The sequence below is a fragment of the Pedobacter nutrimenti genome (genome assembly GCF_003208655.1).
GTDB classification, from domain to species: Bacteria; Bacteroidota; Bacteroidia; order Sphingobacteriales; family Sphingobacteriaceae; genus Pedobacter; species Pedobacter nutrimenti.
In genome coordinates this window covers 1-12,776 of the sequence record NZ_QKLU01000005.1, presented here as the reverse complement: position 1 = coordinate 12,776, position 12,776 = coordinate 1, and the positions used below count along the sequence as shown (strand labels likewise).

General features: G+C 40.3%; 12 protein-coding genes. 4 read left to right on the top strand and 8 right to left on the bottom strand.

Annotated elements, in window-relative coordinates; genetic code table 11:
• Positions 1–129 precede the first annotated feature (129 nt).
• Both pncB and B0O44_RS14875 read left to right on the top strand, forming a co-directional pair.
• Positions 130–1,314, top strand: coding sequence for a nicotinate phosphoribosyltransferase (gene pncB / locus B0O44_RS14880; RefSeq protein ID WP_211321384.1), 1,185 nt, complete (start codon positions 130–132; stop codon positions 1,312–1,314).
• A 118-nt stretch (positions 1,315–1,432) separates the two neighbouring features.
• A complete protein-coding gene (locus B0O44_RS14875; RefSeq protein WP_110832991.1) occupies positions 1,433–3,574 on the top strand; it encodes a glycoside hydrolase family 97 protein in 2,142 nt (713 codons plus the stop codon).
• A gap of 58 nt (positions 3,575–3,632) precedes the next feature.
• On the opposite strand, the gene B0O44_RS14870 is transcribed toward B0O44_RS14875, so the two are convergent.
• The 5 genes from B0O44_RS14870 to B0O44_RS14850 all read right to left on the bottom strand — a co-directional run bounded on the left by B0O44_RS14870 (position 3,633) and on the right by B0O44_RS14850 (position 8,567).
• Entirely contained in the window at positions 3,633–5,159 is a 1,527-nt protein-coding gene (locus tag B0O44_RS14870) for a glycoside hydrolase family 28 protein (RefSeq protein WP_110832028.1), read from the bottom strand.
• Between the two features lie 27 nt (positions 5,160–5,186).
• A complete protein-coding gene (locus B0O44_RS14865) occupies positions 5,187–5,612 on the bottom strand; it encodes a c-type cytochrome (protein WP_110832025.1) in 426 nt (141 codons plus the stop codon).
• Positions 5,613–5,674: 62 nt separating this feature from the next.
• Positions 5,675–6,955, bottom strand: coding sequence for a PQQ-dependent sugar dehydrogenase (locus B0O44_RS14860; RefSeq protein ID WP_110832023.1), 1,281 nt, complete (start codon positions 6,953–6,955; stop codon positions 5,675–5,677).
• A 161-nt stretch (positions 6,956–7,116) separates the two neighbouring features.
• Positions 7,117–8,136: a WD40/YVTN/BNR-like repeat-containing protein gene (locus tag B0O44_RS14855; protein WP_394340872.1), complete on the bottom strand. Its 1,020-nt coding sequence runs from the start codon at positions 8,134–8,136 to the stop codon at positions 7,117–7,119.
• A complete protein-coding gene (locus B0O44_RS14850) occupies positions 8,136–8,567 on the bottom strand; it encodes a DUF2147 domain-containing protein (RefSeq protein WP_110832020.1) in 432 nt (143 codons plus the stop codon). Before B0O44_RS14850 ends, B0O44_RS14855 begins: the two co-directional genes overlap by 1 nt.
• 240 nt (positions 8,568–8,807) lie before the next feature.
• On the opposite strand from B0O44_RS14850, the gene B0O44_RS14845 reads away from it, so the two are divergent.
• Both B0O44_RS14845 and B0O44_RS14840 read left to right on the top strand, forming a co-directional pair.
• Positions 8,808–9,314 carry a DinB family protein gene (locus tag B0O44_RS14845; protein WP_110832018.1) on the top strand — a complete coding sequence of 169 codons (507 nt, stop codon included), beginning with the start codon at positions 8,808–8,810 and terminating at the stop codon, positions 9,312–9,314.
• A gap of 13 nt (positions 9,315–9,327) precedes the next feature.
• Positions 9,328–9,759, top strand: a complete 432-nt coding sequence (locus tag B0O44_RS14840) for a VOC family protein (protein WP_110832016.1) — start codon at positions 9,328–9,330, stop codon at positions 9,757–9,759.
• 9 nt (positions 9,760–9,768) lie between these two features.
• Here the strand turns inward: B0O44_RS14840 and B0O44_RS14835 are convergent, their stop codons facing one another.
• The 3 genes from B0O44_RS14835 to B0O44_RS14825 form a co-directional block, all read right to left on the bottom strand.
• On the bottom strand, positions 9,769–10,137 hold the full coding sequence (locus tag B0O44_RS14835; protein ID WP_110832013.1) for a YccF domain-containing protein: 369 nt from the start codon (positions 10,135–10,137) through the stop codon (positions 9,769–9,771).
• Positions 10,138–10,251: 114 nt separating this feature from the next.
• On the bottom strand, positions 10,252–12,459 hold the full coding sequence (locus tag B0O44_RS14830) for an IPT/TIG domain-containing protein (protein WP_170123344.1): 2,208 nt from the start codon (positions 12,457–12,459) through the stop codon (positions 10,252–10,254).
• 26 nt (positions 12,460–12,485) lie between these two features.
• The coding region (locus tag B0O44_RS14825; protein WP_146229846.1) for a hypothetical protein at positions 12,486–12,776 on the bottom strand (291 nt) is incomplete at its 5' end.

Below are 12,776 nucleotides of genomic sequence, written 5' to 3'. Positions count from 1 at the left end.
TAAACCAAAGATAGCCCCGCCCCGGTGTTAGGAAAATGGGCATTAACGACATAATCGGGGGTTGATTGTGACATTTCATAAACAATTCCTGCTTTTAGCTGTTACATCCCTTAACCAATGCAGACCCTTATGCTGTCAAACCCACCAGCTCCTGTTGCTTCTATACTGGATAATGATTTTTACAAATTCACTATGCAACAAGGCGTTATCCGTCTGTTCCCTGGTGCAAAAGCCAGATATACCTTTATCAATCGTGGTAAGCATTCCTTTCCAGAAGGCTTTGCCAAAGCGTTAAAAGAGGAGGTCAACCACATGGCACAATTAAAGCTCAGCCGGGAAGAAAAACAATTTCTAAAAGTAACCTGTCCTTATCTGGATCCTGTTTATCTTGATTTTCTGGAAGGTTACCGCTATAATCCCGAAGAAGTGCAGATTGAACAAAATGGTAATGAGTTGGAAGTCCATATAGAGGGTTTATGGTACAGGACCATCCTATGGGAAGTCCCCATTATGTCCCTAATCTGTGAGCTGTTTTATCCCATGCACCAGATGGAACGCATCAGCAATGAACAGCTCATTGAACGGAGCCGCAAAAAGATTGAAAATTATCGTAATCTGGGAATTACTGTTGCAGAGTTTGGGACAAGACGAAGGTATTCTTACCAGGTTCACCGACTTGTTTTACAAGCTCTTAAACAATATGGAACAGATTGTTTCATTGGGACAAGCAATGTACATATGGCCATGTTATACCAAACAAAACCTATAGGAACGCACGCCCATGAATGGTTTATGTATCATGCCGCTGCTTATGGTTTCAAAATGGCCAATGCCATGGGCCTGGAAAACTGGGTAAGAGTGTATCGGGGCGACCTGGGCATTGCCCTTTCAGATACTTATACGACGGAAGTGTTTTTTAAGCAGTTTGACAAGATGTTCTCTAAGTTGTTTGATGGTGTAAGGCATGACAGTGGCGACCCGCTCCTTTTTGCAGATCAGGTCATCCGGCATTATCAACATTTGGGTATAGACCCCCGGTCAAAATTTATTATTTTTTCCGATGCCCTCAATTATGAAAAGGTAGCGCGTATTGTAAAACATTGTCAGGGAAAAATTGGCATATCCTTCGGAATAGGCACAAACCTGACCAACGATGTCGGTCCAGAGCCGATGAATATGGTGATTAAAATGACCCAAGCACATCCTCAGGATGGAGAATGGACTGAGGTGGTCAAATTATCTGATGAACAGGGCAAATATACGGGCAGTGAAAAAATGATCCGTCTGGCCAAGACTATCCTTGAAATTGATTAGAAAATAAAACACCTACACATCGTAAATATGCCCTTAGGACATTAATATTAGATGTTTTGGACTTTAATCCGAATTATTTTTATTAATGTTGCCTTTCAAACATATTCATTATATCCCAATGCGCAAATTATTACTCTTACTACTCTCTGTTGCCACTTATGGTTTCCAAAGCACTGCACAACAAATCAGTTCTCCCGACCAGCAGCTCCACATGAAGTTTGAACTCAGTGCCAAAGGTGTACCAACTTATCAGCTGACCTATAAACAAAAACAGGTTATCAAACCAAGTACACTCGGTATACAGACAAAAGATGTTCCTTCTTTAATGGACGGTTTTACAGTTAGTAAAACAGAACAAAGCACATTTGATGAATCCTGGAACCCAGTTTGGGGTGAACAAAAAACCATCAGAAACCATTATAATGAATTGCTGGTAACCCTTAGTCAAAAATCCCCAAAGGAGCGATCAATCCGGATTCGTTTTCGTTTGTTTAATGATGGTTTGGGCTTCCGTTATGAATTTCCGGCACAGACCAACCTAAACTATTTTATCATTAAGGAAGAAAAAACACAGTTTGCATTGGCAGGTGATCATAAGGCTTTCTGGATCCCCGGAGATTTTGACACACAGGAATACAGTACAGTAACCTCCAAACTATCGGAAGTAAGAGGAAAAATGAAAGATGCTGTCACGCCCAATGCTTCCCAGACTACTTTTTCTCCTACAGGTGTGCAGACGCCTTTAATGATGAAAAGCCAGGACGGCTTATACATTAATATTCATGAAGCCGCCCTTATTGATTATTCGACCATGTCACTTAACCTCGATGACAAGAACTTTATTCTGGAATCTTTTCTTACTCCCGATGCAGTAGGTGACAAGGGTTATATGCAGGCCCCTTGTCAGTCTCCGTGGAGAACAATTATTGTTAGTGATAAGGCTGCTGATATTCTAACCTCTAAATTGGTATTAAACCTAAATGAACCCACCAAATTCAAAGATGTTTCCTGGATTAAACCTATAAAATATGTGGGTGTATGGTGGGAAATGATCACCGGCAAAAGTACCTGGGCCTATACAGACCTGGAAAGTGTTCAACTGGGTGTTACTGACTTTTCAAAAGCCAAACCCAATGGCAAACATGCTGCCAATACCGCACATGTTAAGGAATACATAGATTTTGCGGCAAAGCATGGCCTGGATGCAGTTCTGGTAGAGGGGTGGAACGAAGGCTGGGAAGACTGGTTTGGAAAGACAAAAGATTATGTTTTTGATTTTGTAACCCCTTACCCCGATTTCGATGTTAAAGAACTGCATCGTTATGCGGCTTCCAAAGGGGTAAAAATGATCATGCACCATGAAACTTCCAGTTCAGTTAGAAATTATGAACGTCACCTGGATACGGCTTACAAATTCATGGTAGAAAATGGCTATAATGCCGTAAAAAGTGGATATGTGGGCAATATTATTCCAAGGGGTGAACATCATTATGGTCAGTGGCTGGTTAATCATTATTTGTATGCCATTCAAAAAGCAGCAGATTACAAGATCATGGTTAATGCCCATGAAGCGGTAAGACCAACCGGATTAAGCAGGACTTATCCAAACCTGATTGGTAATGAATCTGCCCGGGGTACAGAATATGAGTCATTTGGAGGGAATAACCCAGATCACACGACTATACTTCCTTTTACCCGTTTGATTGGAGGTCCAATGGATTACACCCCTGGAATTTTCCAAACCAAAATCAGTGCCTACAATCCGGAGAATAATTCCTTTGTACACAGCACACTTAGTCATCAGTTGGCCCTTTACGTAACCATGTATAGTCCACTGCAAATGGCCGCTGATCTTCCAGAAACTTATAACAAATTTTTGGATGCTTTTCAGTTTATTAAGGATGTTGCTGTGGACTGGGACGACACTAAAATTTTGGAAGCTGAACCTGGCGATTATATTACCATTGCCCGCAAAGCCAAAAACAAAGAGGAGTGGTATATTGGATCCATCACAGATGAAAACCCCAGAATAGCCAATATTACATTTGAATACCTTCCGGCGGGCAAAAGTTATGTTGCAACAATTTATGCAGATGGCAAAGATGCCAGTTATGATAAAAATCCGCAAAGTTATGCCATCAGGAAAGTTATTGTCAATTCAAAAAGCAAATTAAAACAGGCTATTGCCTCTGGTGGCGGTGCGGCCATTAGTATTAAAGAAGAGGTTACAGCAAAGGACAAATCGCTGAAAACATTATAATCGAAAAAAGCCTCCTTATAAAATAAGGGGGCTTTTTTATTTAAGAACAGTCCAGGGATTACAGATGATCCAGAATTTTAATATCTCTGCATTCTTTTTCGGTCTGAACAAAATTTCTGGCTACCCCATTTAATTTTGTTTCAGAAATTAAAGCCCCGTTTACTTGTTCCAACCGGATCACAGATTCTGCATTTTTAGTTTCCGGAATGTTCCATCCTTTTAATGTGATATTTTTCCCATCTTCACAAACCAGGGCTGGTCTTTGATCGTTTCCACTTAATTTAAAAGTAATGTTAATTAATTTTAAGCCCTCTACATGTCTTGCCCAAATACCATATGCCGGTACTACTGGTCCAAAAGTTTTCACTTCGGGATATTGATCTATAGCCTCAGGCACAACCTGTCTTGAATGTTCAACTGTACCCCCGCCGGCCAGAGAAATTTCAATATCCTGCAGCCGAAGATTTTTGATGTAATGACCGGGTACGCCTGTAATTAAAATGCCGGAAGGTGATTTTAACTGCGAAACCTCGGCCGCTTTTGCCTTTACATTACGAATCACTATATTCTCTAAAGTTCCGGTTTCCTGCTGGCTGTCCTGCCCTTTTCTGAATACGCTTCTTCTGGAACCTAAACGGATCAGGATAGGCGTTTTTACTTCCATCATGGTAATATCTGCTATTTCCACATTACGCAGATGCGCGCCGTCCACACTAAGAAGTTTGATGCCGCCATTAAGGGTATTATAAATGTAGCAATTATTTATTTTGATGTTTTCAAAAGGGGCCATAGATTCAGTTCCCATTTTTATTGCCCCCTGATTACTCTTTAATCTGAGTCCGGAAACCTCAATATCCCTGCAAGCCATTTTGCTGGAAGTCGTCTTGAAACACAGGGCATCATCTCCGCTTTCAATATCACAATCTTTAATTTGTACATCCTGACAGCCATCTATATCAATTCCATCATTGTGAGCAACCCCATGACTCACTATTTTTACTTTACTGATCCTGATTTTTCTGCTTTGAAAATAGTGAGAGGTCCATGCTGCAGCATAATTAAGGGTAATACCACTTACTTCTACCCCCTCGCACCGGACAATACGGATTAAAAAAGGCCTTCTGCCCCAGCGTTGTCCTTCAGGCCTGGTATCTTTTAAAATATGCTGTGCTTTTAGTTTTGATCCCTGGCCATCAATCACACCACTGCCTTCTATCGCTATATTTTTAGCATCAACAGCTACAATCAAAGCCCAACCGACATCATTCCCAAGTCCTTCAGTAAAAGGATCCAGATTCTTATAATCCTCAATATCTGTGCTGCCGAGTAATATTGAATTTGATTCCAGATACAACTTTACATTATCTTTTAACACCAGGGTTCCGGATAAAAAATTCCCAGCCGGAAAAATCACTTTCCCTCCTCCTGACTGCGAGCAATAATCTATTGCTTTCTGGATGGCCACTGTATTTAAGGTCAGTCCATCTCCAACAGCACCTTGTGTAACAATGGAAACATCAGCAGCAAAACTCTTAAAAACACCTAAAATGGATAAAGTAATTAATAAGATTCTTTTAAATATCATTGGAGTTTAAAACTGAATATCAATAGATTATTTTTTATTTCTAGCCCTTACATTTTTCACTTCTAGGGCCGAAACCCCGCCAGATTTATTGCCAAAGCTGTTTCTGATGTACGACAAAACATCCGCAATCTCCTGATCTTTCAAAAAATTATGTGGTGCCATCACATTGGTATAAGTTTCTCCATCGATTTCCACACTTTCTGAAAATCCATTTAAAATGACTTTGATCAGCCTTGTTTTATCACCGGTCACATAAGAGGTTTTGCTTAAGGGTGGGTTCATATTTTGTACCCCACCTCCATCTGCCATATGACAACTCAGGCAATATTGATTGTATACTTTCTTACCATTTGTCATAACCAATGCCGAAACCGGAGCATTCTTTTTTGTTTGGGCCGATAGTTTCACCAACGTGGCGCTTAAAATCACCAGGGTCAGGAGTACTCTTTTCATCTGTTCTATTTGTATATTTTTTTTGTATATGGGACCTATAACAACACAACTCCCATAATTTTTTATTTCTTTTTATAAATGATACGGTAAATGGTCCCCTTTGAATCGTCACTCACATATAAAGAACCATCTGGTCCCTGGGCCAGTCCACAAGGACGATGTTCTGCCCTACCTGCGGCTGCCTTTTCAGGTGTACCGGCAAAATTATCAGCAAAAACTTCCCAATCACCGGAAGGTTTACCATTTTTAAATGGCTGAAAAACGACAAAATAACCCATCTGAGGCTCAGGAGCACGATTCCAGGAGCCATGAAAAGCAATAAAAGCACCGTTTTTGTATTTCTCCGGAAACATATTTCCCGTATAGAACAATAAACCATTAGGTGCAAGATGTCCAGGGTAAGCTGCAACAGGATCTATAAATTTAGGATCTGCTTCTTTTTTCTTATCCCCTCCATATTCTGGGGCTAAAATTTTCTTATGCTGGATCTGGTCATAATACATATAAGGCCAGCCTGCATTATCTCCTTTTTTTAATGCATACAGGCATTCTGCCGGCAATTCTGCAGATTCTTTTGTATTGTACAATTCCGGCCATGAACTATTAAGATTATCTCTTCCGTGTTGCATCACAAAAAGCTGATTGTTTTGCTGGTTCCAGTCTAGTCCAACCACATTTCTTAATCCTGTTGCATAACGAACGCCCTGGCCATAACTCTGATTGATTTGGTTTGCTTTAAACTGCCATATCCCTCCCATAGAATCTAAGAGCGGACAGCCCGGGATACCTGCTGAGCGTAATCCCCGATCCTGCTGCTGACAGGAATTGGAATTCACTCCAATGTTCACATAAATATTTCCATCGTTGTCCAATACAAGTGACTTGGTCTCGTGCTGGCGTCCCATTTTTAGTCCTGTTACAATCTTTTCCGGTGCATTCGTATTTACCACAACATTCTGGGCATTCAATTTATATCTGAAAACCTCCTGATTGGAAGAAGCATAGAGATAACCATCCTTTATATAGATCCCCGTTCCTCCGTAATTCCCAAATCCACCTGTAATTTCGGCCTTTCCATCTGCATTCGGATGGAGTACCATAATGCCCTTTCCTTCTTTTGGTTTCGCCAGTTTAACATAAATATCGCCTTGAGGAGTAACCACCAGATGTCTGGCTTTAGCACCCGTTTCGGCAACCTTTAAAGCGGCAAAACCTGCCGGTAATTTCAATCCCGCATTATCCGCATCTGCTTTCAGGCCCTCATCTGGTCTTAATGCATAACCGGATACCAATGTAATGGCAACTGCAATTGCCATCACATATTTTAAATGATTCTTTTTCATAATTAAGTTCTACATCATTATACGCCACAGCAGTATAATAAATGTTCTAATTGATTAAAAAAATTATGTATATTGTTATTGTTAATTAGCTAAACATTCAGCCAAATTGCTGATTGGCCCGGGAAATAACCTCCTGGCCCCAATATAACATCAAAATACAGTTAAGGTTTGACCCTTAAACTGTATATTAAGCCTTTGTTTCCTGCCATAAGAATCAGTTTCCCATTTTTTGCTTTATTGACCGCATTCAGGTTCAAATCTGACAAATGTCTCCAGTTTTTCCCATCATCTGTTGAAACATCAACTCCGGAAGTGCCTACTGCTATACTGAGCTGAGGCCCGGCATATAAAACTCCCGAACGATATCCGGAAACAGGCACCTGAGGCTTTGTCCATGTTTTACCCCCATCTTTCGTCAGCAGGACATTATTGATATTTTCTTTATCTTTTACATAATTTCCACCAACCACTATACCATTACTGCTATCATGAAAATCTAAAGAAAAAGGTCCGGTACTGTTTTCTCCCTGCCATATCGGGCAGGAATATCTTTTCCAGGTATAGCCATAGTTATCTGTATGATAAATATTGGAAACCGTTCCGCCGGTTGCAATCCACGCCTTTCCTTTTCCTAAAGTTTTAATACTTGTACCACTAGCTGCAAATCCGGCTTCGCCGTTTTTCATTTCCATTGCCAGATGTTCAGAAATATTCTGCCAGTTTATACCGCCGTCACGGGTCTTCAACAACTGTAATTTATTATGAATAGGATCGCCGAATACAATTCCATTTTTCTGATCCCAAAACCCCATACCATCCAGAAAGATAGCTGAATCGATATTCTGATAGGTTGTTTTCCATGTTTTTCCTCCATCTGTAGTCAAAAGGATATAGGCCGGAGAACCCGCATTCATTACAAGCGCTTTTTTTTCACTAAATGCTTCAATATCTCTGAAATCAAGCTTCTCATAACCTTGTGGTTTTATCCATTCCCAATCCTTTCCGCCATTAGTGGTTTTACCGATATAACCATTGCTTCCGCTCACCCAGGCCACCTGATCGGAAACGACAGATATCCCCCTCAAACTCGTATTCGTTCCTGAACTGAGGGGTATAAAGTCATACTGCTGACTAAATCCCAGACAGGGTAAATTCAGAAAAAAAAACAGCAAATATTTCACTATTTTACCCTTTTCCAAACTTCTGTACGTCCAATCAGTGAAATACCAATATATCCGCGGATATTGAGTGTTCCGTTTCCTTTGTCTGTTATGTTGCAGCTATAGGTCTTTCCTGATTTAGGATCGTAAATTTTACCATCTGTCCATTTTCCGTTATCGTATACAAAATCCCTCAACAATTCCAATCCCATTACAGGTCTTGTTCTTAAAGATTCGTCTGAATTTTTAACATCCGTTTTCGGATTTCCTTTTTCATCTTTGGGTTCTTTCAGCCAGACAATTTTGCCATAAAATTTGTCACTTTTTTTATAAATTTCAATGTGTGCTTCTCCTGAAGCATTCACCCACTGACCAACAATGGCATCTTTGTTTTGAGAAAAGCCGGAAAAGGAAATTGCTGTTAGCAATAACAAAAGAGATAGATATTTCATACAAGTACGGATTATTAGTTTACCTAAAGTAATAAAAACGGGGCATATAAAAGAAAGTTTTGGTGATTTTAACACGCTTGTAAAAATGTTTAATCTAAGATGCTGTTTACTTACCCACATCGAACCTTAACCAAGTATCTAAACATTTTTGGCCGGATTCCCCCCTTACTATGTCTTATATAACCACTCTATATATAAAAGGAAGCAAGTAAGTTTGTGATGTAAAACAAACTCAATTTTATGGAACATCTTATCAACGAGTTAAAAGAAACCAAAAACGAGCTTATACAACTCATCGGTGACTTTAAAGAAGAACATTTCAATACTGTGCCTTTTGCGGGGAGCTGGACACCTGGACAAATTGCAGAGCACATTTTAAAATCAAAAGAAGGTCTTCCTGAATTGCTCCGCGGGCCCTCATCGGCCGCAAAAAGACCTTCTGATCAAAAAGTTACCGAAACCAAATCCTTGTTTTTAAATTTTGAAATTAAGATGAAATCTGCCGAATTTATACTTCCGGGGACCTTACCATGGAAAAGAGAAGTTCTGCAGGAAAATCTAAACTATATGGATACTGCGATTATTCATGCAGCGCAGGAGTTAGATTTAAATCTCTTATGCCTGGGTTTTGAACTGCCTGTTTTTGGAAAATTTACCCGACTGGAGTGGCTGTATTTTAACATGTATCATACGCAGCGTCATATCCATCAGTTAAAAAATGTATTAAAAACCTTATCCGTCTCTTAACAAATAAAACCATATGAAAAATCTAAATCCCTATTTAAACTTTAAAGGCAATACCGAAGAGGCGTTTAACTTCTACAAATCTGTTTTAGGAGGAGAGTTCCTCACCATCCAGCGTTTTAAAGATACACCTGAAGCAGATAGGGTATCTGAAGAAGAAGGAAATAAAATTATGCACATTTCCCTTAAACTTGATAATGGCACCATACTTATGGCTACCGATGCACTAGAATCAATGGGGCATTTTATAACTCAGGGAAGTAATTTTCATTTGTCGCTTGATGCAGAAAGTGAAGCAGAGGCCGATGAATTGTTCAAAGGACTTTCTCAGGGTGGTAAAATCACAATACCACTTGAAAAAATGTTCTGGGGAGCTTATTTTGGTATGCTCACTGATCGGTTCGGCATTCAGTGGATGGTCAATTATGATGGGAACCAACCCATCTAAAATAAGCCATTAGCTTATTGATTTTCCAAAAGGGGAAAAAGCAAGGTTCATTAATTTGAAATGCTGTCTTCCAAAAGGGATACCTATAACGGTGATGCATAAAAGCAGACCAAAAAACAAGTGTGTCAGTGCAATCCAAAATCCTCCAAAAATTAACCAGATGATGTTCATGATCGTAGATAAACAACCTGTATTGGACGAGGTATCCGTAATTTTAACCCCAAAAGGCGCCAGGCCTACAAAGGCAAATTTAAAACTCTGCAATCCAAAAGGAATCCCAATGATGGTCAGACAAAGGATTAAACCACCAATCAGGTACTCGATAAAGATGAAGAATCCACCAAAAACGATCCATATCAGGTTACCTATTAAATTCATAATGCAATTTTATCTTTAAGATAGAAAATTGCTGCAATAGTTACACGATAATCCGTATAAACGATTTTTAAAACAAACCCTGTACAGATTACGGTCTGCACAGGGTTGCTTCACTTAATACACAACTTTTCTAATGGCTCGGTTTACTTTATCCAGCACATAAACGGTTCCATCCGGGGCAATGGCTATGTCTGTCAGCTCACCAAACTTAACAGTAGAAAGGGCACCATCCTGATAACCTTTTCCAGCTTTGAAAATGGTACTGACTACTTTTTTCTCCTGATCAACAAGGCGCAGCGCATTATTACCATAATCGGCGATCAGCAATTGGTTTTTATTATTCACTACAATAGAATATATTTCATTGAAACGGGCAGAGCTATAATCTCCATCTTTAAAATCAACCTCATCGTCAGATCCGATTTTCAGATTTGGATCCTTGGTGGTGCTAATGGAATTACTGTTAGGGTACCCATAAGCTACATAGTAAACTGCTCCTGAAGCATCAACTCCAATACGCTGTTTGGGTTGAGCCAGGTTAGGACTGCTGAAGCTAAAATCAACTCTTCCCCCTCCATTTAACTTAAACCTCACCATAGAATAGTTATCTCCAGTACCATTTACATATAAAGTATTGTTGTTTAAATCTGCTGTAATTGCAGCTGGTCGATCTATTACCCATAATCCAGTACTAAATGTACTCACTTGTCCGCCAGGGGTTATTTTTCGAATGGTGGTCTTGTTCTCTTCTACTACATAAAGATTCCCGCTATTGTCTGCTGCAATACCAATTGGTCTGTTAAACGTTGCGGATGTAGCAGAACCATCGTTATTACCAGCCTGTCCACTGGAACTACCCGCAAATAAGGTGACCATTCCATTTGCACTGACTTTCACTATCTGGTTTTTTTCTGGATCTGTAGCATAGATTTCACCGTTAAGACCAACCGCAATGGACGATGTGTTTGCAGATAAGCCTGAAGTTAATGTAGAGACAGACTGAATGGCAAAAGGTTTGGAAGAAACCGCTTCTTTTCCATTTACCCGTATTTTGACTGGTCCGGTAGCAGCACCAACCGGAACGATTACTTTTAGCTGTGTTGTGCTTGCTGAGGTAACCTGGGCTGGGATATTGTTAAAGGTTACGATGTTGTCACCGGTCTTATCACCAAAACCAGTACCAAAAATCGTGACTTCTGTTCCAATAGCACCGCTTTCGGGATTAAGTCTGATGATTCCCAGTGCCTGGTCAGTAAATACAGGGCCTTCTGCTGTTTGTCCGTTTACGGAAACATTAACCTTACCAGTACCTATATTGGGTGGTATAATGAGCTTAACTGCTGTTTTGGTCACCGTACTAACTGGAAGCTCTTTATCGTTGATAAAAACTTTGGTTTCTCCGGTAATTTCACTAAATCCTGTACCTGTAATGGTCATTTCCGTTCCGGACAACCCACTCAGTGGGTTGACCACATCTATGACTGGCTTTGGAACTACCGTAAACACAGGGCCCTCTGTAATCACATCATTGACTTTTAGCAGTACAATACCGGTTTCTACTCCATCAGGAGCAACAACAACCAGGTGATCTTCTGCTGCTTCCAGCACCTGAGCCACTTTTCCTTTAAATGTCACCTGATTTTTGGTTAGGTCCTTTTCAAAACCAGATCCTTTAAGGGTTACCTTCGTGCCTTTTCCACCAGTTTTAGGCAGAATTTCATTGATCACCTGTACTTTAAATACTGGTCCTGTAGAAGACTTCCCATTCACTTTAACCTCTACGGGTCCACTGCTCGCCTTATCTGGTACGGTCGCAATAATCAATGTATCCGTTAAACTCACAATTACCGCTTCAGTACCATTTATAGTCACTACTGCAGGTTTACTGGTATTGCCAAAACCTGCCCCATTAATCCTGATATTGGTGCCAACCGGACCGTTAACCGGAAAAATTTTCTGCAGACTCAATTCCTGATACGTATATTGGCCTACCGTGTAAGCTTGTCCCTGGTATTTGATTTCTAATTTACCGGTGGAACCTCCTGCAGGGGCCCTCAATACCAGATAAGCGGGTGTAGCACTGATTACCTCTGCTGGTACACCTGAAATGGAGGCCGAATAATTTGTCAGGTCATTACCAAAGCCCTCGCCTTCAACGGTAATTAGCGTCCCGGCCATTCCACTATTGGGATAATAACCAGCTATTTTAAATGCTATAGCAGGTGGTTCGATTTTATCTTTTCTGCAGGCCACCGCTATGATTAGCATCAACAGCATTAAAGCAGTATAGGTTCTGATTGGATATAGCTTAATCCTTTCCATATGTAACATCTTGTTTTGGTTTATTTTTAAAAAGTATACCTTGCCCCCAGTTGCAGTTGGGTCCTGGAACCATAATAATCTATACTGTAAGGCTTGCCCGGGGAAGTAAATTCATACACCGGGTAACCACCCGCATTTTGCTGCGGTGGAAACAAGGTTGGTGTTAAGCCCACACTGGAAGTCGAGTTGAACGTATTGGGTGAAAAATACTGGACGCCCCAGTTCTTGTTGAGTAAATTCGTCAGGTTCATCACATCGGCCGTGATGGTAAAAAACTGCTTGCCTCCTGCATTAACAAAAATGTCGTGTGATACGTG